This window comes from Polynucleobacter sp. AP-RePozz3-80-G7, assembly GCF_018882145.1.
Taxonomy (GTDB): Bacteria; Pseudomonadota; Gammaproteobacteria; order Burkholderiales; family Burkholderiaceae; genus Polynucleobacter.
The window spans coordinates 70,539-94,378 of the sequence record NZ_JACVPC010000002.1 but is presented as its reverse complement, the minus strand read 5'-3'; the positions used below and the strand labels follow the sequence as shown (position 1 = coordinate 94,378).

Here is a 23,840-nt window from a genome sequence, read left to right as displayed (position 1 = left end):
TTATTTGATTTATACCTAATACTAAACCTAGCGCAAACGGGCTGCGCACTTTTTCTCAACTGCACTTAATAAAGCTGCCATTACTGCATCAATTTGGGGATCCTGCAATGTCTCATTAGGGTTTAAGAGGATTACTCGGAAAGCCAAGCTCTTCTCATCATCCGCCATACTGCTTGATCCAGCCTTAGGCTTAAACTCATCAAAGAGTTCAATATTACGCACAAAATTTTGCTTGCTAGCAGCCATTGCATCTAAGAGGGACTGCGCAGAAACGCTTTGCTTCACAACCAAGGCTAAATCACGTTGCACTGCAGGGAATTTACTCAACTCTTCAGGCGCCGGCAAGCCAAGCTCACGAATAGGGTTTAAGTCTAACTCAAATAGAACGGGGGCCTGCGGCAATTCGTAAGCTTGTTGTAAGCCCGGGTGAAGCTCACCAATGAACCCCACTTCGATACGATTCTTGGCTACAGTCAAGAATATCTTCGCACTGCGACCCGGATGCAATGCTGGGTGCTGTGCAGCTTCAGTGACAAAATGCAGAGGGTCTAAAACACGCTCCAAATCACCCTTCACATCAAAGAAATCAACCGCACGGGTTACATTAGCCCATTGCTCTGGAACAAAAGATCCATAAGCAAGGCCACCAATTTTTTGGGGTTGATGAAAACCGGCTACTTTGCCAGCTTCTTCTTGAACATTGGTGTCACGTTTAAATACACGGCCAGTCTCAAACAGACGGACACGACCTGCTCCACGGTTCAAATTAGCCTTGAGGTTATTTAACAAGCCACCCCATAGCGTGCTGCGCATCACACCGTATTGACTAGCAATAGGATTGAGCACTGCAATGATGTCCTTTTCAGTGACGCCAGTTAAACGCTTTTCACTTTCGAGATCTGTAAAACCAAAATTTACCGCCTCTTGATAACCTTGAAGAGCCAAACGCTGGCGCAATAAATGCACACCGCGTTTTGCTTCTGCTTTAGCACTCATCTTCAATGAGGCTACTGGCGGTTGATCCGGAATATTTTCAAAGCCGTACATACGTGCGACTTCTTCAATCAAGTCTTCTTCGATCTCAATATCGAAACGATAGCTTGGAGGCGTTACAACGAAGGCATCACCCTCTTGCTTAAACTCAAAACCAAGACGCTGAAATACATCAGCAACCACTTCATTTGTCAGTGGAATACCAATGACTTTTTCTGCTCTAGCCAAACGCATTTTGACTGGCTTACGTTCTGGCACATTCAATACTTGATCATCTACTGGGCCAGCTTGACCACCGCAGACCTCAATAATTAAGGCACTGAGATACTCCAGACATTTAACCGTATTTTGTGGATCTACACCACGCTCAAAGCGATGAGCTGCATCAGTGCTGAAGTTAAAACGACGGGCACGTCCCTGAATGGCTGATGGCAACCAATAAGCAGCCTCAACATAAATATTATTGGTTTCATCGGATACGGCGCAATGATTGCCGCCCATGATGCCAGCCAACGCTACTGGACCGGATTGATCAGCAACTACACCAGCATCTTGTAATTTGCCTGCTGAGTCAGGACCCTGCAAAGTCACATTCTGACCATTTAGTAATTCGAGAGTTTCACCTGCTTTAGCCCAACGAACAGTAATATCGCCATTCAATTTATCAATGTCAAATACGTGGGTAGGTTGACCCATCTCTAGCATGACGTAGTTAGAGAGATCCACTAATGCGGAAATACTTCTTTGACCTGCGCGAGATAAACGCTGCACAATCCACTCGGGCGTTTTAGCCTGCGGATTAACACCACGAATCACGCGACCAGCAAAACGTCCGCAGAGTTCTCCATCTTCCACAATAACTTTGCGCTTGTCGTCAATCGATACTACTGGTGGCGTCCACTTCGGCGCGCAGAGCGCAGCGCCAGTAATCGCGGAAACTTCTCTTGCCATACCCATCAAAGAGAGGCAATCGGCTTTATTTGGAGTTAATTTAATAACAAAGACTTGATCATCAAGATCAAGATATTCACGAATATCTTTGCCAACTGGCGCATCCGCAGGTAACTCTAAGATGCCTTCGTGATCATCCCCCAAACCGAGCTCACGACCAGAGCACAACATACCTTGGCTTTCAACACCGCGTAGCTTACCTACTTTGATCATGAATGGCTTAGCACCGACTTCAGCAGGAGGCAATTCAGCACCAACCATAGCGCAAGGAATCTTGATCCCGGCACGCGCATTAGGCGCACCACAAACAATTTGTAACTCTTGACCAGTCCCAGCGTCTACTTTACAAACACGTAAACGGTCTGCATCAGGATGTTGCTCCGCAGACAATATCTGCGCAATCACGATCTTAGTAAATGCTGGCGCTACTGAATGTTGCTCTTCAACTTCTAAACCGGCCATTGTCATTGCATGACCAAGCGCATCACTATCGAGTGCTGGATTTACATACTGACGAAGCCAAGATTCAGAAAATTGCATAGCGCGATCTAAGGTTAAGTAGTAATGATGATGTTATGCAGGGAACTGCGCTAAGAAACGCAGATCGTTTTCAAAGAAGAGGCGCAAGTCATCTACACCGTAACGCAGCATCGTTAAGCGCTCTAGACCAGACCCAAATGCAAAGCCGGTATAGCGCTCTGGGTCAATACCCATATTACGTAAGACGTTTGGATGAACCTGCCCTGCTCCGGAGATTTCTAACCAACGGCCGGCAAGCTTGCCGCTACCGAAGGCCATATCAATCTCAGCCGATGGCTCGGTGAATGGGAAATAGGATGGGCGGAAACGAACTTTAAGCTCATTTGTTTCAAAAAAGGTTCTTAAGAAATCTGTATAGACACCTTTGAGATCGGCAAAGGAAACACTCTCAGCAATCCACAATCCCTCAACTTGATGGAACATTGGTGAATGGGTTGCGTCGCTATCTACACGATATGTTCTGCCTGGCGCAATCACTTTGATTGGCGGCATCACATCTGCATTAGCATATTTCTTAACATGCTCACTTGCATAACGAACCTGAATTGGGCTGGTATGCGTACGCAATAACAAAGGCTTCTCGTTAGAATCTTTGCCATCAATATAGAAGGTGTCCTGCATTGAACGAGCAGGATGATTCTCGGGACTATTTAAGGCCGTGAAATTAAACCAATCGGTTTCAATCTCAGGGCCATCTGCTACATCAAAACCAATGGAGCGGAAGATCTCTTCAACACGCTCCCAGGTGCGCATCACAGGATGTAAGCTACCTACTGCTTGGCCACGGCCAGGTAAGGAAACATCGATAGACTCCGCTGCAAGACGTTGCAACAAGACGGCATCAGCCAAAGCTTGGCGACGCTCTTGTAATGCAGCTTCTACTTGGGTTTTGATTTGATTAATTTGGGCGCCAGCACTCTTGCGTTCATCAGGCGACATTCCACCAAGCGCTTTTAAACGCTCAGTGAGAACACCTGACTTACCGAGATACTTGGCTTTCGCGTCCTCTAGAGCTGCCGCATCGGCAGCTCCGAGGAAATCACGTTTAGCATCCTCGACAATGTGGTCGAGAGAAACCATTGCAGCTTAGTTTAGAAAACTAAGATTAAGCTGCAGCGTTTACTACGGATTTAATCCGAGTAACCAAAGCAGCAAAAGCCGCTTTGTCAGCAATGGCCATATCAGAAAGCACTTTGCGGTCGAGTTCGATCGCAGCTTTCTTCATGCCATTCATGAATACGCTATAGGTCATGTCATGCTGACGAACTGCCGCGTTGATACGAGCAATCCACAATGCGCGGAATACACGTTTCTTATTGCGACGGTCACGATATGCATATTGACCAGCACGCATAACCGCTTGCTTAGCAATACGGAATACGTTCTTGCGACGGCCACGGTAACCCGTAGCGGCATCGGTGATTTTCTTATGACGGGCTCTTGCTGTAACCCCACGTTTGACTCTTGGCATTTATTTCTCCTAATCTAGTCTGAGGTTAAGCGTATGGAAGCATGGAGCGAATTGACTTAACGTCAGCTTTCGCAACTTCGGTGGTACCACGTAAGTGACGCTTATTCTTTGTGGTCTTCTTGGTGAGAATGTGGCGTTTGAAAGCCTGTCCTCGTTTAATCGTTCCGCCTGCGCGAACCGTGAAGCGCTTTTTAGCGCTACTTTTGCTCTTCATCTTGGGCATAAAGCACCCCTTCAATTACTTGTGCAACATAGGTGGTAACCGACGGTTACTCTTCCTGTACCCAGAAGCACTTCAAACTACCAGCACCTTTCAGCGCCTCACTTCATAAGAACTAGGTAGAACCTAGTTACTTAGCCTTACGGATAGGGGCCAATACCATCACCATCTGGCGGCCTTCCATCTTTGGAAACTGTTCGACTTGGCCGTATTCCACGAGATCCAACTTCAAACGTTCCAACACCCTAACTCCGATTTCTTGATGGGCCATTTCACGACCCCGAAACCGCAGCGTAATCTTTGTCTTATCGCCATCTTCCAAAAAGCGGATTAGATTGCGTAGCTTCACACCGTAGTCACCATCATCAGTACCAGGGCGAAACTTCACTTCCTTTACCTGAATTACTTTTTGTTTCAGCTTAGCTTCATGCATCCGCTTGGCTTCTTGGTATTTGAATTTGCCGAAGTCCATGATGCGGACTACAGGTGGCACAGCCGTCGGAGCAATTTCAACCAAATCGGTCTCTTTCTCTTCCGCCAAAGCCAGGGCTTCACTCAACTTAACTACACCGATGGGCTCTCCATCAATTCCAATCAAACGCACTTCAGGGGCAGTAATTTCCCGGTTAATGCGCTGCAATTTTTCAGTAGCGATCTTCTTAATTCCTTTAAAAAAACAATAAAAACCGTTCTAACCCTAGCTAGGCTCGGGTCCGACCTTCTGGGATATATCCTGCTGGAGTCGGGCAACGAAGGCATCAAGAGGCATTACACCTAAATCTACTCCGCCACGGGCACGAACGGCCACCGTATTACTTTCAGATTCTTTATCCCCTACAACTAGCAAAAACGGGATCTTCTGTAATGCGTGCTCGCGTATTTTATACGTAATTTTCTCGTTCCGCAAATCTGATTCCACTCTAAACCCTTGTTTTTTCAGCAATTGCTGAACTTGTTGTGCATATGCAGCAGAATTTCCGGAGATATTGAGGACTACAGCCTGGGTTGGAGCTAGCCAAACAGGCATGTTTCCAGCGTGGTTTTCGATCAAAATGCCAATAAAACGCTCTAAAGAGCCCACAATTGCCCTATGTAACATGACTGGGGTCTTGCGACTATTGTCTTCAGCCACATATTCAGCACCCAAACGGGCTGGCATCGAGAAATCAACCTGAATCGTGCCGCACTGCCAAGTCCGGCCAATCGAGTCCTTAAGGTGATATTCAATCTTAGGACCATAAAAAGCACCCTCGCCTGGCAATTCTTCCCATTCCTGGCCTGAGGCCTTGAGGGCACCACGGAGAGCCTCTTCTGCCTTATCCCAAATAGCATCATCGCCTACACGCTTAGCAGGACGTAAGGCTAGCTTTACAGCCACCTCGGTAAAACCAAAATCTTGATACACAGCGCGCACTGCTTTATCAAAAGCAGCTACCTCTGATTGAATTTGATCTTCAGTACAGAAAATATGACCGTCGTCTTGAGTAAAGCCGCGCACACGCATCAAACCATGCAATGCACCTGATGGTTCGTTACGATGACATTGACCAAACTCACCAAAACGTAATGGCAACTCACGATAGCTATGCAAGCCAGAGTTATAAATTTGTACGTGACCAGGACAGTTCATCGGCTTTAATGCATAAGCACGATTCTCCGACTCCGTCGTGAACATATTTTCTTTATAGTTTTCCCAGTGGCCTGATTTTTCCCAAAGACCACGATCCAAAATCTGTGGAGCTTTTACCTCTTGATAGCCTTCTTGCTGATACACGCGACGCATGTATTGCTCAACTTCTTGCCAGATGGACCAACCTTTTGGATGCCAGAAAATTAACCCTGGCGCCTCAGATTGAAAGTGAAAGAGATCAAGTAATTTACCGAGACGTCTGTGATCACGCTTTTCAGACTCTTCAAGCATGAGCAAGTAAGCATCTTGGTCTTCTTTGCGTAACCATGCGGTGCCGTAAATACGCTGCAGCATCTCATTCTTGCTATCGCCACGCCAGTAAGCGCCCGCAACGCTTTGGAGCTTAAAGACCTTCAACTTTCCAGTGGATGGGACATGAGGCCCGCGGCATAAGTCTGTGAACTTACCTTCGGCATACAAAGAAACATCTTCGCCCTGCGGAATACTGGCAATCAATTCTGCTTTGTAGTTTTCGCCTTGCTTCTTAAAAAAATCGATAGCGTCATCGCGCGGCATTACGGTACGAACAACTGGCTCATCTTTTTTAGCGAGCTCAGTCATTTTCTTTTCGAGAGCAACTAAGTCATCCGGAGTAAATGGGCGGTGATAAGAGAAGTCATAGTAAAAACCATTCTCGATTACCGGACCAATTGTGACTTGTGCTTCTGGAAATAATTCTTTTACAGCGTAAGCTAATAAGTGTGCTGTGGAGTGGCGCACAATCTCAAGCGCCTCAGGACTTTTGTCTGTGATGATGGCTAATTGACTATCTTTATCAATCACAAAACTGGTATCAACCATCTTGCCATCTACGATGCCACCTAAAGCAGCTTTTGCAAGACCACTACCGATGCTTTGAGCAACATCCGCTACGCGAACTGGTGCCTCAAACTCACGTTTTGATCCATCGGGTAGAGTAACTACAAGCATGATGACCCCATCTTATTTACTGAACTTCATTACTGACATCTTTCCCAAAAAGAAAGCGCGGTAGCTTTGGGGCATCCGCGCCTCTTTGAAGCCATGATTAGCACTTCTTTTGGGTCTTATTCGTTGGTAGGCTCGATTGGACTCGAACCAACGACCCCCACCATGTCAAGGTGGTGCTCTAACCAGCTGAGCTACGAGCCTATACAGCCATAGAGTTTATCACCGGCGGCGCACTTGGGTGACCCCTTTGACCTCTTCTAGGCAGTTTTGCACGACTCGCAACACTTCAGAATCCCTCACCTCAAGCGTTAAAAGGATCCGGGCAAGACCTTTTTTGGCTGATTTACGCAAATCGATCACATGCACGCCCTGTCTAGTCAGAATTTCAAAGAGCTCCCGCATTAACTCCGGGCGATCTAAGCCAGTCACCACCAAATCAGCTGGAAAGACGCGTTTTTGCTCTTGATTGACCACAGGATCTGCAGCAGAAGCAGTCCAAGCTGTTTGAATGACGCGCTCAGGCGCTCTCTCCAGCAAACCTCTAAAGGTTTTGCATGAGCGACGGTGAATCGAAACACCTCTACCTTGGGTCACAAATCCCGCAATAGCGTCCGGTGGAACGGGTCGGCAGCAGCGCGCCAACTGTGTGAGCAATGAATCCACGCCAACGACCAAAACATCGCCACCTTGCCCTGCTTTATGAGTGCTGTTGCGCAAAACGATTTCAGGTGTTGTGGATGAGGTCTTTAATTCAGAGATAACCTCAGCTTTACCCTCTACAGCTTTTCCAGATTGCCCAGCCTCTTCATCATCAAGTGCATTAAACCAAGCGCGAACTCGTTGACGTGCTCTTTGTGATCGTACATAGTGCTTATCAGGGCTAATCCAATCGCGTGATGGGCCACCGTGTTTGACGGCAATGATTTCAATGGTTTGTCCATTCTTCAATGCCGTCTCGAGCGGCACCATTGCGCCATCTACTCGTGCACCCCGGCAACGATGACCAAGATTAGTGTGAACCGCATAAGCAAAATCAATTGGCGTTGAGCCCTTCTCCAAAGAAATCACTTTCCCTAAAGGCGTAAGAACATAAATATGGTCGTCAATCTCATGGTGCTTAAGCTGCTCCCAAGCGTCCTCTTTCCAAGAGATAAGCTGGCGAGCCCAAGCGATTTGCCTTTCATAAGCAACCTCTGCGCTATGTGTTCCTTGCTGGTGAGTAACGCTTGGCTTATTTGTTTTGGCAGAATTTGGGGGCGTAGCCATACCCGCATAAGCACCCTCCTTGTAGCGCCAATGCGCAGCTAAACCATATTCAGCCTGCTGATGCATTTCTTGTGTGCGCACCTGAATCTCAAATGCGGTGCCATCATCATTCATGACTACCGTATGCAGGGATTGATACCCGTTAGGCTTAGGTCGCGCAATGTAATCATCAAATTCTCTAGGCACCGGCTGCCAGACGTTATGTACGATGCCTAATACAGCGTAACAAGATTTGACATCAGCGACCAATACCCGAAATGCTCTGACGTCATAAAGATTGGCGAAGTCTAATGATTTGCCTTCCATCTTTTTCCAGATGCTGTAAATATGTTTTGGTCTTCCAAGCACTTCGCCCTCAATCTGCGCAGACTTTAATTCTTGCTGTAGTTGCAAGACGATTTGGTCGATGAATGATTGGCGCTCAATGCGTTTAGCATCCAGCATCTTGGCAATATCTCGATAAGTCTGCGGTGAGAGCGCTCTAAATGCTAAGTCCTCCATCTCCCACTTCATTTGCCAAATACCCAATCGATTAGCTAATGAGGCATCGATACTCAGAATCTCTTGAGCCCAGGCTGCAGGCATCTCAATCTTCTCTTGCGTAATCCAGCGTAAAGTCTGCAGGCGGGAGGCGAGATAAATCAGAACTACCCGCAAATCATCGCCAAATGCCAAAAGCATTTTGCGCAACATTTCTTCTTGGCCAGTAACACTTAAGTCACCATCATCACGGACTAACTTTGCTTGGGCTTGTCGTAAGCCGCGATATCCAATGAGTAGTTTTGCAGGCTCTTCGCCAATAAGTTTTATGAGTGCTTCTTTGCCATGGGTGCGAGCAATATTGCTGGCAGCAGTTAATGTCGCCTCATCCAGATTAAGAGACTGCAATACTTGTAATACGCCGGCCGCATGCAATTGGGCTGGCTCACCATACCAGGCATCTACGAATATTGACTCTTTTGTCGAATTGCTGGAGACATTTGCCATTGGCAATAAGGGGTAATTAAGAACGAATTAACTGAAGAATTCTTTTGCCAAAGCAATCTGCTCAGATTTCACGAACGCGGGTGCATGTCCCACATTGGGAATTTCAATACTGCGCGCATAAGGATTGACTTTACACATCTGGGCAACAGTAGCAGCGGAAAGCAAGTCAGAGTTACCGCCTCGCACGATCAACATCGGAATATGAATTTGCTTAAAGGCATGCCACATCGCCATCTCACCTGCTTTAGCCATGATGGGGTTTACTGATGCAAACGGCACTGAGATATCTGGGTCGTAGTGCATGATCCACTTACCATTCTTCTGAACTAACATGGGGCCGTTATAAATTTCCCACTCTTCTGAAGTATGCTCGCCAAAAGTGGCGCAAATTTCATTTAAGCGTTGAAGCGCTTCAGAACGATCTGAAAAAGTAAATGGCTGACCAACGTATGAGCCTAGGCGTTTAATTGCCTCTGGCTCAATCTTGGGACCCACATCATTGATGATCATTCTCCGTATGGGTGAGTTTGGCATTGCGGCATACACCATGCCAATCAAGCCACCCATGGAAGTTCCCAGCCAATCTACTTGTGTAACACCTAACTTCTTTACCAGCGTAGCAATATCAGCAACGTACTGTGGCACGGCATACGACATTGGATTAATTAAGCGATCAGACTCACCCCTACCAACTACATCCGGACAAACTACGTAATGGTCTTTGCACATTGCCTGTGCAAGAGTCTTAAAGTCGCTGCCCCTTCTTGTTAGGCCGTGAACACAAAGCAATACTTTATTTCCAGGATTCCCCCAAGCGTGATAAGCCATGCGGTGTTTTTCATCACCGCTTGAGCATTCCACAAAGAAAGTATCTCCATCATGAAATACATTTGCTGCTTGAGCTTCATTATGAATTTCATGGTCTGCATGATCATGCTGATGATCGTGGTCATCACCAACCTCTTCGGGCTGCAAGGTCACATGATCAATGCCGTGCTTATTCAAGAGCATCGTATTGATTCTGGTCATAATTTCTGGCCACTTCTGTATCTCAGCGATTTCAATATGGCCAATCAAAGCTGGGAAGCTAGGGGTCATCTCCCACACATGCAGATCATGCACCGCGAGTACCCCTGGAATATTTTTTAAATCAGCACCAACTTGTAAGTAGTCAATATGAAGAGGTACACCCTCCATCAGGAAGTGATAAGACTCATGCAGAATCGAGCTAGTGGACTTCAGAATGAGCAGCGATACCAGAATGGAGAGAATGGCATCGATCGGCATCCAGCCGGTAAGCTGAATCACGACGCCGGCAATCAATGCTGCAACTGAACCTAATAGATCACCCATGACATGGACCAGTGCCGCACGGGTATTCACGCTTTGCTTATCGCGGGACAAAACCCATGCCACGACGATGTTCATGAGAAGGCCGATTGCGGCCACAACCGTGACAGTCAAGCCATCTACTTTATGGGGATTTGCAAAACGACTGACCGCCTCGATGACGATCCATAAAACCAATGCTAGCATCGCAATACTATTAACAAACGCCGCTAGAGCTTCAGCACGCCCAAAACCAAATGAATGCTTCGGAGATGGTGGGCGACGAGAAATAATCTGCGCAAGTAGCGCCAAACCCAAAGCGGCAGCATCAGTCACCATGTGACCCGCATCAGAAATCAACGCCAATGAATTAGCGAAATAAGCAGCGGCGCCCTCAACCCCTGAAAAGCCTAAAGTCAGCACTAAGGCAATTAACAATAGGTTTTGATTGGAGGCTTGCTTACTATGGGTATGCCGTGCATCTCCCTTCTTATGGGCATGCAGGGAAGGATCTGCCCCAGATTGATTCTGGGGTTTAGCTGGCTTCGAATGGAAATGATGGGAACCCGACATGGTGAACCCATTATTCCATTAATTGATGTCGCTGATTAGAAACCTGTTGTATCAACAGGGGCTCCTGTTTTAGCAATAACCTCTTCTTTGGTCACGCCTGGAGCTAATTCAGTTAACTTCAAACCCTTGGGAGTGATGTCCAGCACACAAAGATCAGTAATGATCTGGCTAATAACGCCCACACCTGTCAAGGGCAATGTGCACTTCGGCAAAATTTTGAGCTCTTCTGTGCCATCTTTTTTCTTGGCAACGTGCTCCATCAATACCACCACATGCTTTACGCCGGCAACCAAATCCATTGCACCGCCCATGCCCTTGACCATTTTTCCTGGAATCATCCAGTTAGCCAAGTCACCATGTTCGCTCACCTGCATTGCACCTAAGATCGCGATATTAATTTTTCCACCACGAATCATTCCGAATGAATCAGCGGAAGAAAAGATCGATGAGCCAGGCAAAGTCGTAATGGTTTGCTTACCAGCATTGATTAGGTCGGCGTCAATGGTTTCTTCTGTTGGAAACGGTCCGATACCCAACAAACCATTTTCAGACTGAAGCCATACTTCCATATCTTTAGGTACATGGTTTGCCACCAAAGTAGGCATACCAATGCCCAAGTTCACGTAGTAACCGTCTTTTAATTCTTTAGCAGCGCGTGCTGCCATTTCATCTCTAGTCCAAGGCATTTCGATCTTCCTAAGTATTTTGTTCTATTGCTTTACTGTGCTGGGAATTAAGCTTTTGCAGTCATGGTGCGCTGCTCAATGCGCTTTTCTGGTGTTTTATGTAGCACCAAACGGTGAACATAGATACCAGGCGTATGAATCTCATCGGGATGGAGTTTGCCGTTCTCAACAATCTCCTCAACTTCCGCAACGGTAATCTTGCCAGCCATAGCAACGACTGGATTGAAGTTACGCGCAGTGTAGCGATAGACTAAGTTGCCGGACTTATCTGCCTTCCATGCTTTTACTAAAGAGATATCTGAAACGATTGAACGCTCCATGATGTACTTCTCGCCATCGAATTCTTTTTCTTCTTTACCTTCGGCAACCAAAGTACCAACGCCAGTTTTAGTATAAAAAGCCGGAATACCACAACCACCAGCACGCAATTTTTCAGCCAAAGTTCCTTGAGGTGTAAATTCCAACTCCAATTCACCAGCTAAATATTGACGTTCAAATTCTTTGTTCTCACCCACATATGAGGCAACCATTTTTTTCACTTGGCGTGAATTGAGCAATAAACCTAAGCCAAAACCATCTACACCAGCATTGTTAGCAATTGCAGTGAGGTTCTGAGCGCCCAGATCCTTAACCGCTTGGATCAAAGCTTCTGGAATGCCACAAAGACCAAAGCCACCAACGGCCAGTTTTTGTCCGTCTTTTAAGATATCCCGCAAGGCATCTACTGCCGATGGGTAAGTTTTATTCATTACTTTTGTCCTAATATTGCCAAAATGGGTAAAAAAGCAATCATAACGCTTCAGACCCAGTGATTGAGGCCGTCTTGGCACCAAGGTGGTTTTTGACAGTTAGAACTAAACTATTAGGGCTTAAATGCCCTATTTTGAGAAATTTCGGAGAAATTGTATGAATGCTGCAGAGCTGGTTGAGCAATTTGGCCCCAGAGATTCCATGGACTATGACTTAGTCATTGTTGGGGGTGGTCCTGCAGGTTTGTCGGCCGCTATTAAAGCCAAGCAATTGGCCGGCGCCTCCGGAAAAGAAATTAGCGTTTGCGTCCTAGAGAAGGGTTCTGAAATTGGAGCTCACATTCTTTCTGGCGCCGTCATGGACCCCAGGGCACTGACTGAATTATTCCCCGACTGGAAAGAGCTCGGAGCACCGCTCGATACACCCGTCACGCAAGATCAATTTCTATTCTTAACCAGCGATAACTCATACCAAGTTCCAAACTGGATGTTGCCGCACTGCTTTAAGAATGAAGGCAACTATATTGTCAGCCTTGCAAACGTCACTCGTTGGCTAGGGCAACAAGCCGAGAATCTTGGTGTTGAAATTTTCCCCGGCTTTCCAGCAGCAGAAATTCTCTACAACGAGCAAGGCTCAGTCCATGGCGTCATCACCGGATCAATGGGTTTAGACAAAGAAGGCAATCCAACGGATCAATTCCAACTTGGTATGGAATTACGTGGCAAGTACACTCTCTTTGCTGAAGGCGCGCGCGGTCATCTTGGTAAGCAACTGATTGCTAAGTTTGCGCTAGATAAAGATGCTGATCCACAAAGCTATGGCATCGGCATTAAAGAGCTATGGGAGGTTGAGTCTTCTAAGAGCAAGCCTGGACTAGTAGTGCACACCGCAGGCTGGCCTTTAGAGAGCGATACCTATGGTGGCTCATTTCTCTATCACTTAGCCGATAACAAGGTTGCTGTTGGCCTGGTAGTTGGCCTGTCTTATAAGAACCCCTACCTCTCGCCATTTGAAGAATTCCAACGCTATAAATTACATCCAAAGATTCGTGAAACTTTTGAAGGCGGTAAACGCATTTCTTATGGCGCACGCGCACTGACTGCTGGTGGTTTAAATAGCCTTCCTAAGACTGTATTTCCTGGTGGTGCTCTCATTGGTTGTGATGCTGGCTTCCTCAATGCATCTCGCATCAAGGGAAGTCATGCAGCAATTAAGACTGGCATGCTTGCTGCTGAAGCAGCAGTTGCTGCTATCAATGAGAACCGCTCTGAGGATGTTTTGTCTGCGTACCCAACTGCATTCCAAAATAGTTGGCTGCATACCGAACTCAATCAAGCGCGCAACTTCAAGCCATGGATGTCAAAAGGACTTTATGTTGGCACGCTGATGGTGGGATTAGAGCAAAAGCTTTTGGGTGGTAACATGCCATGGACCGTGCATTTAAAACATGCAGACCATGAATGTTTGGAGCCTGCAGCGCAACACAAGCCGATTGACTACCCTAAGCCAGATGGCAAGATTACTTTTGATCGCCTATCTTCTGTGTTTATCTCTAATACCAATCACGCTGAGAATCAACCGATTCACTTAACCCTAAAAAATGATTCTGTACCAGTAGATATCAATCTCAAAACCTATGCGGGCCCTGAGCAACGCTACTGCCCTGCTGGCGTATATGAGTTTGTAGAAACCGATGGTAAGACGCGCTTGCAAATAAATTCGCAAAACTGCGTGCATTGCAAAACTTGCGACATTAAAGATCCCACTCAAAATATCGTCTGGGTTACGCCTGAAGGTGGCGGCGGACCGAACTACGCATCCATGTAAAGCAATGTGGTACAAGAAACCCCGGCTCCATACCGGGGTTTTTCACCTCAACACGAATAAATAAATAGCGTTATATTTACCCCATGATGATCCTACACACTATGCTTCGCGTCGGCGACTTGAATCGCTCTATTGATTTCTACACCAAAGTTTTGGGCATGAATTTACTGCGCACGACTGAACGTCCTGAACAAAAATATTCACTGGCTTTTGTGGGTTTCGGTAAAGGGAATGGTGATGGCCAGTCGGAGATTGAACTGACTTACAACCATGGCGTTCAATCCTATGACCTAGGCACGGCCTATGGACATATTGCTATTGAGGTTCCGGATGCCTATGCTGCTTGTGCCGCCATCAAGGCGGTCGGTGGCAATGTGACCCGTGAGGCTGGTCCTGTAGCTGGAGGTGACACCATCATTGCATTCGTTACCGATCCCGATGGTTACAAAATAGAGCTCATTCAGCGTTAATCGTGGCAGAGCCCGATTCATTTCGATTAGAAATAGTAGATAGCCTCAGTGATATCCCCCCTGGGGAGTGGAATGCTCTACTTCCTGCTGATGCAGGGCCCTTTCTTTGCCATGAGTTTCTCAGCGCGCTAGAGGAAACTGGCTGTGTTGGAGGCAATACTGGGTGGCAAGTGGCTCACCTCGTTTTAAGGGATGATCAAAAACTGATTGGTGCAATGCCCCTATATTTGAAGCAACACTCCTACGGAGAATTTGTTTTTGACTGGTCTTGGGCGCAGGCCTATGGGCAACAAGGTATGCAGTATTTTCCGAAAGCGCTTTGCGCCATTCCGTTTACACCAGTTCAAGGCTCAAGGATTTTGAGCGCCAGCAATGTAGATGCTGATTTAGTACGGCGACAATTAATTGCAGGATTGAAGACTTTAGTTCTACAAAATAATCTATCTTCAGCACATGTTTTATTTCCCGATGCAATAGAAGCAAAGGGTCTAAAAGACCACGGCTTCATGTTGCGAGACTCGGTGCAATTTCATTGGCATAACCAAGGCTTTGAGAATTTCGAACAATTTTTAGCGGTCCTCACCATGAAGCGCCGCAAGAATATTCGACGCGAACGAGAACAGATAGCACGAGAGCAGATTACTTTTAGACATGTTCCAGGAATATCTTCAACCGATGCTGATTGGGAATTCTTTTATCGCTGTTACGCAAACACTTACTTGGAGCATGGATCTAGCCCCTATCTTAATGAGGCATTCTTGAGGTTATGTGCGCAGCGCATGCCTGAAAACTTACACCTTATCATTGCAGAAAGTAACGGCTATCCAATCGCTGCGTCCTTACTGATTGTTGACCCCATAAGCTCTAAGGCTTATGGTAGGTATTGGGGTGCTATTGAGCATGTGCCCTGCTTGCACTTTGAAACTGCTTACTACCAGGCGATTGAATATTGCATCTCCAATGAGATTCATACCTTTGAAGGTGGCGCACAAGGCGAACACAAGATGGCGCGCGGCTTCTTGCCAACTACCATTCAATCCGCCCATTTCATTGCGGATCCTCAGTTTGCCAAAGCTGTGCAACACTTCCTAGATCGTGAACACCAAGGGATCGGAGCTTATGTGGATGAGCTGGCCGAGCACAGTCCTTTGAAATCGTCTAAAGTACAGCCATGAATCCTGAAGACACCAAATCTATTGTGCAAGATGGCTCCCATTCCCTATCCACTGGGGATGCAGACTCTGACTCGCCTTGCATTGGTGTTTGCACGACACTGTACGATGAAATCTGCCAAGGTTGTGGTCGCACCTTAGGTGAAGTAAGTAATTGGGTATTCTTTTCTCAAGAAGAAAAAGAATCAGTGTGGAAACGTATTCGAGCAGAAGGTACCGCGACGCGCTTTCAACGACAAGCCAAAGAAAATAAGCCCAGTTAACGGGCTTATTTTTTATAAATAACTTATTGTTTTAGCTTTATCAGCCGGCTAATTCCTGGCTACGCAAATATTCCTCATAAGTTCCAGAGTAATCCACCACCGTACCATCCATCTTTACTTCTAAGATGCGATTAGCCAATGCGGAAACAAACTCGCGGTCATGGGATACGAAAATTAAAGTGCCATCGTATTTCTCAAGAGCAATTTGTAAACTCTCAATGGATTCCATATCCATGTGGTTGGTTGGCTCATCCATTGCCAGGACGTTATATTTTTGGAGCATGAGCTTGCCCCAAATCATACGACCCTTTTCACCACCAGATAGAACTTTGACAGACTTGCCAATATCATCACCAGAGAACAATAAACGACCTAATGTGCCACGAATCACTTGGTCATCGTCACCAGTATTGCGCCACCAATTCATCCAGTCCATGAGCAATTCGTCTTTTGCGAACATCTCGGTATTGTCTTGAGGCATCACACCAACGTTAGCGTTCTCAGCCCACTTCACATCACCGCTATCAGCAGCAATACCTTCAAAGCGCTTACTCAAGATCGTTTTGAGAAGTGTTGTCTTACCGGCGCCGTTTTGACCGATGATTGCAATCTTTTCACCGGCACGAACACCTAATTTGAAATTTTTGAAGATAACGCGGTCATAAGCTTTAGTAAGTGCGTTGCACTCAACCGCCATATTGTGTAATTTTTTCTCAGTATCAAAACGAATAAATGGGTTCTGACGTGATGAAGGTTTTACTTCAACAATTTCAATCTTCTCCAGCTGCCTCTGACGTGACGTCGCTTGACGAGCTTTAGATGCGTTTGCAGAAAAGCGAGCCACGAAAGCTGCTAATTCAGCAATTTTCTCTTTAGCTTTTACGTTATTACTGAGCTGCTGTGTTCTTGCCTGTACAGAAGCCAGCATGTAAGAGTCGTAATTACCTGGGTAGACTTTTAAAGTGCCATAGTCCATATCGGCCATATGCGTACAGACTTCATTGAGGAAGTGACGGTCATGGGAGATGATGACGATGGTGCTCTTAATTTGATTGAGGATGTCTTCAAGCCAATGAATGGAGTGAATATCCAAGTTATTCGTTGGCTCATCGAGCAGCAATACATCTGGATCGGAGAACAATGCTTGCGCTAGCAATACACGCAGCTTCCAACCTGGAGCAACGCTGCTCATCGGACCATTGTGTTGGTCAATAGGAATGCCAATACCTAGCAACAACTCACCGGCTTTTGCTTCCGCGGTATAGCCACCGTATTCAGCATACTTACCCTCAAGCTCAGCAGCCTTCATGTAATCTTCATCAGTCGCATCTGGGTTAGCGTAGATCGCATCACGTTCAGCAGCGGCCTTCCACATCTCTTCGTGACCCATCATCACAACATCGAGTACGCGCACATCTTCATAGGCAAATTGATCTTGACGCAACTTACCTAAACGAATGCCAGGATCCAAGCTCACATTGCCGCTAGTTGGCTCAAGCTCGCCACCTAAAATTTTCATGAAGGTGGATTTACCGCAACCGTTTGCGCCAATCAGACCATAACGATTGCCGCCGCCAAACTTCACGGAAATGTTTTCAAATAGAGGCTTTGCCCCAAACTGCATAGTGATATTAGATGCTGACAGCACGGATGTTTTCTAGCTTTCTGAAATTCAATTGGATAGTTACCCCCGAATTTGGGGGCAAAGACCGTTATTTTAACGGCTTAGAGGTCTTTGTAGGCGGGAAGCCTATGGTCTTGCTTAGACTTTGACCCTAAATGGGGTGAAATTCGTATGAATATCGTAAAAATCCTCATTTTCCTTACGCTTAAGGAAGTTCACAACCCAATAGGTCATAGGAGTTGCTAGAACCTCCCAGGCAGTCTTTAGCACGTACTGGGCCAACGCTACCTGAATGACTTCATGGGTAGGCCAGATGCCATAGAACGCCAACATATAGAAGAGAGAAGAGTCAACCAACTCCCCTACAGCTGTCGAGCCAATAGTACGCATCCAGAGAAAACGCCCTTGGGTCATGATTTTCATCTTCGCCAGAACATAGCTATTTGTTAGACTGCCGCACCAAAACGAGAACATGGAAGCTAAGGCGATACGCCAAGAGTTTCCAAAGACGGCCTCTAATCCCTGTTGGTAATTGCTCATATAGGCTCCAGGCGCCGCTGGAAGGGCAATCACTATCTGAGCCATGATTGCCGCAAATGCAAGCGCTGCAAATCCAGTCCAAACCGCTCTACGATCGTAGGCGTAGCCATAGACCTCCGTCAAAATATCGCCGAAGAAATAGGAAATGGGGAAGAACAAAATGCCAGCACCAAAAGGCACCGCCCCAAAGTAAGGCAAATCAACCACGGCTGCTTTACCGGCACCAATAAAGTTTGAGCACAGCAAGACCACCACAAAGGCAGCCAAAATCAGGTCGTAATAGCGATGGCGAGGTTTTGGAGAGTCCATAAGCCCAGAAAAATGGATAATAGAAACAAGAATATCTGTATTCCTGAAAATTCGCAGGAAGCAGCGAGAAATCAAGACAAAATGAAATATAGGATGGCAAAGCAATGAGTAAAAGTAAGGCTAGCTTTAACTGGGCGGACCCCCTTCTTCTCGATACCCAGCTAACGGAAGAAGAGCGCATGATTCGTGATGCAGCTGCTGAATACGCTCAAGGGCGCCTAATGCCGCGCATTCACGACGCTTACCGTAACGAAACAACTGACCCAGTCATCTTCCGCGAAATGGGCGAGCTTGGCCTCTTAGGCATCACGATTCCTGAGCAGTACGGTGGAGCCAACTTGAACTATGTCTCTTACGGATTAATTGCGCGCGAAATTGAACGCGTGGATTCTGGCTATCGCTCCATGATGAGCGTTCAGTCCTCTTTAGTCATGGTTCCTATTAATGAATTTGGTAGCGAAGCGCAAAAACAAAAGTACCTCCCTAAATTAGCGAGCGGCGAATGGATTGGTTGCTTTGGTTTAACAGAGCCTAACTATGGCTCTGATGCAGGCGGAATGATTACTCGTGCTAAGAAAGTGCCTGGCGGATTTTCATTAACGGGTTCGAAGATGTGGATCTCCAACTCTCCAATTGCTGATGTGTTTGTAGTGTGGGCGAAAAATGATGAAGGTATCATTCGCGGTTACATCCTAGAAAAAGGCATGAAGGGCTTAAGCGCTCCAAAAATCAGTGGCAAAATGGGTTTGCGCGCCTCCATCACTGGTGAAATCGTAATGGATGAAGTATTCGTACCAGCAGAAAATGAATTCCCTGAAGTTGAAGGCCTGAAGGGTCCCTTCACTTGCTTAAACTCAGCTCGTTACGGCATTGCTTGGGGTGCACTAGGCGCCGCTGAATGGTGCTGGTACGCTGCTCGCCAGTACACCATGGACCGCAAACAGTTTGGCAAGCCACTAGCCGCCAATCAATTGATTCAGAAAAAATTGGCGGATATGCAAACCGAAATTACTTTGGGCCTCCAAGGTTGCTTACGCTTAGGTCGCATGAAAGACGAGGGTATTGCAGCCCCAGAAATCACCTCCATCATGAAACGCAACTCTTGCGGAAAATCTTTAGATATCGCGCGGATGGCACGCGATATGCATGGTGGTAACGGTATCTCTGATGAGTACGGCGTTGTACGTCATATGCTGAACCTTGAGGTAGTTAATACCTATGAAGGCACTCACGATATTCACGCCTTGATTCTAGGTCGTGCACAAACCGGTATTCAAGCTTTTAGCTAAGAGCCCGACTTACTGATGATGGCCTTTGCTGCTTTGGCAAAGGCCTCGTCACTATCATTTTCCAGTTGCACAAAATTTTCAATCTTGTATTGAGGAAAATTGCGTACGATCGAAGATTGATACGATGGGTCGTAATGCTTTACCAATAGCTCTTCCACTAACTCCGGAAAATTACCCGCATCAATGGCTTCGTTCCATTTGGTGATTTGTACTTTCCCATAATGCGCAGTAAGCAAAGCCAGCTTCTGTTTGAAATTATCGGTATCGGTTAAAAAGTGATGGTATTCACGAATCAACCAAGAGACGCGCGTCTGCGCACTAGATCGAAGCTCAATACAGCTGCCATTACGAATTTTTTCCATCAATGCATCAGGTACATGCAAGCCGCCAACCTTCTTACTTTCAGACTCCACAAATACAGGCTTAGCTGGATCGAGCAAACGTAACGCATTCCAAAGTGCAGTCTCAAAGCCTTTTTGGGATGGCTGCTCGATATTAGGCTCATTACCTAATACGGATCCACGGTGCACGGCTAAGCCTTCTAGATCCAGAATCTGAGCACCTAAAGCACCGATCTCTTGTAACACTTTTGTTTTGCCGCTACCCGTCATTCCACAGATCACCTGGAATGTAAATTGTGTTGCAGCGTGATCAAGACCATCAATCACGGTTCTTCTGAAACCCTGATACCCGCCCTCGAGCTGCTTGGCTTTCCAGCCAATGCGGTTGAGGATATGGGTAAACGCCCCACTACGTTCGCCACCGCGCCAGCAATAAATTAATGGGCGCCACTCACGTGGGAGTTCCAGAAAATGATTTTCTAAGTGTGCAGCAATATTCTTAGAGACTAAAGCTGCACCCAATTTTTTAGCTGCAAAAGGAGACTCCTGTTTATATAGCGTACCAATGGTAGCGCGCTCCTCATTATTCAGAACGGGGTAATTTACCGCGCCCGGAATATGATCAAGGGCAAATTCAGCTGGCGACCTGACATCAATCACAAGATCAAACTGATCTAGCTCAGATAAAAATTGATCAGACCTTAAGATATGAGGATTAATCGGTTGCACAATTAACTAGCGCAACTGTTGTAAAACATGCTCAGGCCAAGGCGCTGACTTATTCGTGGTGAGATCTACCCAAACCATGGTTGCACCACCAATAGCAGCCTCTACTTCGGGATCGGTAGTTAAAGCCATACTGGTGTAAAGATCCAGGCTTGTTCTACCAATAGCGCCAATGGAAGTCTTTAGAATTAATTCGCCTGGGTAAGTGAGTTGTTGAAAGAAATTACAAAAGCCATTAATCATCAACATAGACTCACGACCAGGAGCTACGTCATAGCCCAAAGATGTAATCCATTCGCAGCGAGCCTGCTCCATATACCGAAAGTACACGGTATTGTTGACATGTCCATACGCATCCATATCACCCCAACGAATGGGCATGATCATTTCATGAACCAGTTTTCTTTCTTCGGGGATGGCGATACGCATGACGGCCAGTAACTTCCTATTTCACTTGCAATGCAAGTTGATACAGATTCGTAGAGCGCGCACCAGAGCGACAAAATGCCAATACCGGTCCGGGCATGGTCCTCAATAAACGGGCCATCTCTCTTACTTGATCAACATTGATTGCACTAGGTACAACTGGTAGGTAGGCGTAATTTAAACCTAACTTTTCTGCTTCAGCTTGAATGCTGGCATTGGTTGGCTGATCTGGGCCGCCCTCACCGTCAGGACGGTTATTAATCACGCTCTTGTAACCTTGTGCTGCAATTTCAGCTAAATGACTGGCGTCGATCTGACCGATGGTACCGAACTGATCGCTATGGCAAGAAATAGGAAGACTCATGAAACCCTCTACATTGAATAATGACGTAATAGGGTTGATTTTAAATCAGGCTTATCGAACTTAGCTGGAAGCCTTTTTATGAGCCGAGAAGAAACGCTCGCTTATTTCCATACCCACAAGCATGGCAACAACAAATACCAGGGCCTTCAGGTGCCCAGCACCCAAGGCAACCAAGGCTGGGCCAGGGCAAAATCCAGCAATTCCCCAGCCCGCACCAAAAATGAGGCTGCCAATAACGAGGGGCTTCGTGATATCTCTACGGGTTGGGATATGCAAGGCGCCACCAAAAAACGCTTCAGTCCTCTTGCTGACCACATAAAACCCGCCAAGCCCGACCATTACTGCACCCAACATTACAAACATTAAGGATGGATCCCAAAGACCCGTTAGATCCAAAAAGCCCAATACCTTCTGGGGATTACTCATGCCTGAGATGATTAAACCCCAACCAAAAAGTACACCAATTGCATACTGACTGAAAAGGCCAAAATGTTTTTTCATCTTAGACTCCGATCAAATGACGAAGAATAAAAACGGTCACGAAGCCGGCAAACATAAAGGCGCAAGTGGCAACGAGGGAGCGCGGAGATAAACGCGAGAGTCCGCATATCCCATGGCCGCTGGTGCAGCCTGAACCGTAGTGGGCCCCAAAGCCAACCAAAATGCCTGCAATCACAATCGCAATCCAATCAGACTCAATCTCTACAACGGGGAATATTCCAAAAAAAAGTGCCGCCATAAATGGAGCTGATACCAAGCCCAAAACCAAACTCAGACGCCATGCGGTGTCAGTTAATTTGGGATGCAATAAGCCAGAAACAATGCCACTGATTCCTAGAATACGCCCATGAAGCAATACGTAAAGAGCTGCAGCAACCCCAAGAATCATTCCCCCCAATAAAGAAGGAATGGGTGTAAAGGAGAACCAGTCAATTTGCATTATTTAATCTATCAATTTATAAACTTAGCTGCAAGGGTTTGGGGCAAGACGTACCTGCAAGTAACGTAGGCCTAAATAAGCCCCAAAAATAAATCCTGGTAAAGCCAGTATTGAACCAAGGGCAAGCGTAGAAATGCCACTCAAACCCTGCCCTACAGTGCAACCCAAAGCAGTTACGCCACCAAAGCCCATTAATGCAGCGCCAACTAAATGATTTGCTGTGTCCTCAGAATTGCGAAAAGATTCCCAACGGAATGATTTCGTTGCAATAGAGACTGCCGCAGAACCCAGAATCATTCCTAAAACAGCCATGATGCCAACGGTTAAAACTTTAGACGTATCGCTATACATCATGAGCCAGTCAAGTGAATATGCATATGGGGCTACAAAAGATAAGCTCTCCATACGGCCAGAGTTCGTTACTAAAAACACTTCTTCCAAAGTATTTGGGTCTTCAGCAACAAAACCAAGATTGCCAGATACAAACCATACTGCACAGATCGCCAATCCGACAGCTATACCCGCAAAGATATTTTCAGCAGTCCAAAATACCTTTCTTGCCAAAGCATATGCAATAAACGCAGAACCAATGATTAAGCCCAAGACCAAATGAAGAGTTGGGCGTGCAATACCGAGAGGCCCACTTAACAAACTGGGTAAGTCTTGCGGGGTATTAAAGGCTATGAAAAAAGTATCTAGGGTATTAATGCGAATTACACCCAAGAACCCACGCAATGTCATATAGGCGGTTAAACCCAGCACCATAAAGACAATCATCGACTTTAAATTACCACCACCAATACGAATTAATGTTTTGCTGCCACAGCCTGAGGCCAACACCATCCCGAAGCCAAACATAACGCTGCCCACAATAGTGGAGAGCCATAAGAATTTATTACCGGTATACATACTCTTCAGGGGGTCAATCAACCCGAAATAAGACATCAGGGTAAAACCAATGATGGCAACACCAATAGCCAAGAACCACTGCTTTAAACGATCCCAACTGGACATGATGAAAACATCAGACACTGCGCCCATGCTACAAAATCCAGTCTTTTGCATGACCGCACCTAAGAAAAAGGTAATGGCAAAAGTTGCCCAAAGGACTAACTTACTTAAAGAATTAATATCTACAACATCCATGGTGACCGTGTCTTGAA

Annotated in this window: 23 protein-coding genes and 1 tRNA gene; 5 read left to right on the top strand and 19 right to left on the bottom strand. The window is 46.4% G+C overall.

The window, feature by feature from the left end; all coding sequences use genetic code 11:
• Nucleotides 1-27: 27 nt before the first annotated feature.
• The 11 genes from pheT to ICE90_RS05790 all read right to left on the bottom strand — a co-directional run bounded on the left by pheT (nt 28) and on the right by ICE90_RS05790 (nt 12,385).
• Nucleotides 28-2,484, bottom strand: coding sequence for a phenylalanine--tRNA ligase subunit beta (gene pheT / locus ICE90_RS05840; RefSeq protein ID WP_216191444.1), 2,457 nt, complete (start codon nt 2,482-2,484; stop codon nt 28-30).
• A 33-nt stretch (nt 2,485-2,517) separates the two neighbouring features.
• The gene (pheS, locus tag ICE90_RS05835) at nt 2,518-3,564 is read right to left on the bottom strand and encodes a phenylalanine--tRNA ligase subunit alpha (protein WP_215321975.1); all 1,047 of its coding nucleotides are present in this window, start codon (nt 3,562-3,564) and stop codon (nt 2,518-2,520) included.
• A gap of 25 nt (nt 3,565-3,589) precedes the next feature.
• Nucleotides 3,590-3,955, bottom strand: a complete 366-nt coding sequence (gene rplT / locus ICE90_RS05830; protein ID WP_011902675.1) for a 50S ribosomal protein L20 — start codon at nt 3,953-3,955, stop codon at nt 3,590-3,592.
• A gap of 25 nt (nt 3,956-3,980) precedes the next feature.
• Nucleotides 3,981-4,178 (bottom strand): 50S ribosomal protein L35, encoded by a 198-nt coding sequence (rpmI, locus tag ICE90_RS05825; RefSeq protein ID WP_046330084.1) that lies wholly within the window; start codon nt 4,176-4,178, stop codon nt 3,981-3,983.
• Between the two features lie 127 nt (nt 4,179-4,305).
• Nucleotides 4,306-4,830 (bottom strand): translation initiation factor IF-3, encoded by a 525-nt coding sequence (infC, locus tag ICE90_RS05820; protein ID WP_215322295.1) that lies wholly within the window; start codon nt 4,828-4,830, stop codon nt 4,306-4,308.
• A gap of 42 nt (nt 4,831-4,872) precedes the next feature.
• Nucleotides 4,873-6,795: a threonine--tRNA ligase gene (gene thrS / locus ICE90_RS05815; protein WP_216191443.1), complete on the bottom strand. Its 1,923-nt coding sequence runs from the start codon at nt 6,793-6,795 to the stop codon at nt 4,873-4,875.
• 124 nt (nt 6,796-6,919) lie between these two features.
• Nucleotides 6,920-6,996 (bottom strand) — tRNA-Val (locus ICE90_RS05810).
• Between the two features lie 18 nt (nt 6,997-7,014).
• Nucleotides 7,015-9,048 carry a bifunctional (p)ppGpp synthetase/guanosine-3',5'-bis(diphosphate) 3'-pyrophosphohydrolase gene (locus tag ICE90_RS05805; protein ID WP_216191442.1) on the bottom strand — a complete coding sequence of 678 codons (2,034 nt, stop codon included), beginning with the start codon at nt 9,046-9,048 and terminating at the stop codon, nt 7,015-7,017.
• Nucleotides 9,049-9,075: 27 nt separating this feature from the next.
• Nucleotides 9,076-10,950, bottom strand: coding sequence for an alpha/beta fold hydrolase (locus tag ICE90_RS10890; RefSeq protein ID WP_216191441.1), 1,875 nt, complete (start codon nt 10,948-10,950; stop codon nt 9,076-9,078).
• Nucleotides 10,951-10,985: 35 nt separating this feature from the next.
• Nucleotides 10,986-11,636, bottom strand: a complete 651-nt coding sequence (locus tag ICE90_RS05795) for a CoA transferase subunit B (protein ID WP_068321494.1) — start codon at nt 11,634-11,636, stop codon at nt 10,986-10,988.
• Nucleotides 11,637-11,683: 47 nt separating this feature from the next.
• Entirely contained in the window at nt 11,684-12,385 is a 702-nt protein-coding gene (locus ICE90_RS05790; RefSeq protein WP_215321971.1) for a CoA transferase subunit A, read from the bottom strand.
• 157 nt (nt 12,386-12,542) lie between these two features.
• Between ICE90_RS05790 and ICE90_RS05785 the strand changes: the two genes are divergently transcribed.
• The 4 genes from ICE90_RS05785 (at nt 12,543) to ICE90_RS05770 (ending at nt 16,118) form a co-directional block, all read left to right on the top strand.
• Nucleotides 12,543-14,213 carry an electron transfer flavoprotein-ubiquinone oxidoreductase gene (locus ICE90_RS05785; RefSeq protein ID WP_216191440.1) on the top strand — a complete coding sequence of 557 codons (1,671 nt, stop codon included), beginning with the start codon at nt 12,543-12,545 and terminating at the stop codon, nt 14,211-14,213.
• Nucleotides 14,214-14,296: 83 nt separating this feature from the next.
• Nucleotides 14,297-14,683: a lactoylglutathione lyase gene (gene gloA, locus ICE90_RS05780; RefSeq protein ID WP_216122275.1), complete on the top strand. Its 387-nt coding sequence runs from the start codon at nt 14,297-14,299 to the stop codon at nt 14,681-14,683.
• The gene (locus ICE90_RS05775) at nt 14,683-15,858 is read left to right on the top strand and encodes a GNAT family N-acetyltransferase (RefSeq protein WP_370624654.1); all 1,176 of its coding nucleotides are present in this window, start codon (nt 14,683-14,685) and stop codon (nt 15,856-15,858) included. The genes gloA and ICE90_RS05775 overlap by 1 nt, the downstream gene beginning before the upstream one ends.
• Nucleotides 15,855-16,118, top strand: coding sequence for a DUF1289 domain-containing protein (locus tag ICE90_RS05770; RefSeq protein WP_216860962.1), 264 nt, complete (start codon nt 15,855-15,857; stop codon nt 16,116-16,118). The genes ICE90_RS05775 and ICE90_RS05770 overlap by 4 nt, the downstream gene beginning before the upstream one ends.
• A gap of 40 nt (nt 16,119-16,158) precedes the next feature.
• On the opposite strand, the gene ICE90_RS05765 is transcribed toward ICE90_RS05770, so the two are convergent.
• Both ICE90_RS05765 and ICE90_RS05760 read right to left on the bottom strand, forming a co-directional pair.
• Nucleotides 16,159-17,766, bottom strand: a complete 1,608-nt coding sequence (locus ICE90_RS05765) for an ABC-F family ATPase (RefSeq protein WP_215321963.1) — start codon at nt 17,764-17,766, stop codon at nt 16,159-16,161.
• A gap of 114 nt (nt 17,767-17,880) precedes the next feature.
• Entirely contained in the window at nt 17,881-18,591 is a 711-nt protein-coding gene (locus ICE90_RS05760) for a queuosine precursor transporter (RefSeq protein ID WP_216191438.1), read from the bottom strand.
• A gap of 104 nt (nt 18,592-18,695) precedes the next feature.
• Between ICE90_RS05760 and ICE90_RS05755 the strand changes: the two genes are divergently transcribed.
• The gene (locus ICE90_RS05755) at nt 18,696-19,880 is read left to right on the top strand and encodes an acyl-CoA dehydrogenase (protein ID WP_215321959.1); all 1,185 of its coding nucleotides are present in this window, start codon (nt 18,696-18,698) and stop codon (nt 19,878-19,880) included.
• Here ICE90_RS05755 and mnmH read toward each other — a convergent pair.
• From mnmH to ICE90_RS05725, 6 genes are read right to left on the bottom strand one after another with little or no spacing between them, the layout of a single operon-like run.
• Nucleotides 19,877-20,950 carry a tRNA 2-selenouridine(34) synthase MnmH gene (gene mnmH / locus ICE90_RS05750; protein WP_216191437.1) on the bottom strand — a complete coding sequence of 358 codons (1,074 nt, stop codon included), beginning with the start codon at nt 20,948-20,950 and terminating at the stop codon, nt 19,877-19,879. The genes ICE90_RS05755 and mnmH overlap by 4 nt on opposite strands.
• A gap of 6 nt (nt 20,951-20,956) precedes the next feature.
• Entirely contained in the window at nt 20,957-21,376 is a 420-nt protein-coding gene (locus tag ICE90_RS05745; RefSeq protein WP_215321956.1) for a thioesterase family protein, read from the bottom strand.
• Nucleotides 21,377-21,392: 16 nt separating this feature from the next.
• Complete coding sequence (locus ICE90_RS05740; RefSeq protein ID WP_215321955.1) at nt 21,393-21,737, bottom strand: TIGR01244 family sulfur transferase; 345 nt, start codon at nt 21,735-21,737, stop codon at nt 21,393-21,395.
• Nucleotides 21,738-21,797: 60 nt separating this feature from the next.
• Nucleotides 21,798-22,238, bottom strand: coding sequence for a YeeE/YedE family protein (locus ICE90_RS05735; protein WP_215321954.1), 441 nt, complete (start codon nt 22,236-22,238; stop codon nt 21,798-21,800).
• Between the two features lies 1 nt (nt 22,239).
• Nucleotides 22,240-22,677 (bottom strand): YeeE/YedE family protein, encoded by a 438-nt coding sequence (locus ICE90_RS05730; protein WP_215321953.1) that lies wholly within the window; start codon nt 22,675-22,677, stop codon nt 22,240-22,242.
• A 24-nt stretch (nt 22,678-22,701) separates the two neighbouring features.
• Complete coding sequence (locus ICE90_RS05725; RefSeq protein WP_216191435.1) at nt 22,702-23,823, bottom strand: YeeE/YedE family protein; 1,122 nt, start codon at nt 23,821-23,823, stop codon at nt 22,702-22,704.
• Nucleotides 23,824-23,840: the final 17 nt, after the last annotated feature.

Coding starts and splice junctions, on each gene's coding strand:
- pheT (WP_216191444.1), bottom strand. CDS start 2,484: ATGCAATTTTCTGAATCTTGGCTTCGTCAGTATGTAAATCCAGCACTC.
- pheS (WP_215321975.1), bottom strand. CDS start 3,564: ATGGTTTCTCTCGACCACATTGTCGAGGATGCTAAACGTGATTTCCTC.
- rplT (WP_011902675.1), bottom strand. CDS start 3,955: ATGCCAAGAGTCAAACGTGGGGTTACAGCAAGAGCCCGTCATAAGAAA.
- rpmI (WP_046330084.1), bottom strand. CDS start 4,178: ATGCCCAAGATGAAGAGCAAAAGTAGCGCTAAAAAGCGCTTCACGGTT.
- thrS (WP_216191443.1), bottom strand. CDS start 6,795: ATGCTTGTAGTTACTCTACCCGATGGATCAAAACGTGAGTTTGAGGCA.
- ICE90_RS05805 (WP_216191442.1), bottom strand. CDS start 9,048: ATGGCAAATGTCTCCAGCAATTCGACAAAAGAGTCAATATTCGTAGAT.
- ICE90_RS10890 (WP_216191441.1), bottom strand. CDS start 10,950: ATGTCGGGTTCCCATCATTTCCATTCGAAGCCAGCTAAACCCCAGAAT.
- ICE90_RS05795 (WP_068321494.1), bottom strand. CDS start 11,636: ATGCCTTGGACTAGAGATGAAATGGCAGCACGCGCTGCTAAAGAATTA.
- ICE90_RS05790 (WP_215321971.1), bottom strand. CDS start 12,385: ATGAATAAAACTTACCCATCGGCAGTAGATGCCTTGCGGGATATCTTA.
- ICE90_RS05785 (WP_216191440.1), top strand. CDS start 12,543: ATGAATGCTGCAGAGCTGGTTGAGCAATTTGGCCCCAGAGATTCCATG.
- gloA (WP_216122275.1), top strand. CDS start 14,297: ATGATGATCCTACACACTATGCTTCGCGTCGGCGACTTGAATCGCTCT.
- ICE90_RS05770 (WP_216860962.1), top strand. CDS start 15,855: ATGAATCCTGAAGACACCAAATCTATTGTGCAAGATGGCTCCCATTCC.
- ICE90_RS05760 (WP_216191438.1), bottom strand. CDS start 18,591: ATGGACTCTCCAAAACCTCGCCATCGCTATTACGACCTGATTTTGGCT.
- ICE90_RS05755 (WP_215321959.1), top strand. CDS start 18,696: ATGAGTAAAAGTAAGGCTAGCTTTAACTGGGCGGACCCCCTTCTTCTC.
- ICE90_RS05745 (WP_215321956.1), bottom strand. CDS start 21,376: ATGCGTATCGCCATCCCCGAAGAAAGAAAACTGGTTCATGAAATGATC.
- ICE90_RS05740 (WP_215321955.1), bottom strand. CDS start 21,737: ATGAGTCTTCCTATTTCTTGCCATAGCGATCAGTTCGGTACCATCGGT.
- ICE90_RS05735 (WP_215321954.1), bottom strand. CDS start 22,238: ATGAAAAAACATTTTGGCCTTTTCAGTCAGTATGCAATTGGTGTACTT.
- ICE90_RS05730 (WP_215321953.1), bottom strand. CDS start 22,677: ATGCAAATTGACTGGTTCTCCTTTACACCCATTCCTTCTTTATTGGGG.
- ICE90_RS05725 (WP_216191435.1), bottom strand. CDS start 23,823: ATGGATGTTGTAGATATTAATTCTTTAAGTAAGTTAGTCCTTTGGGCA.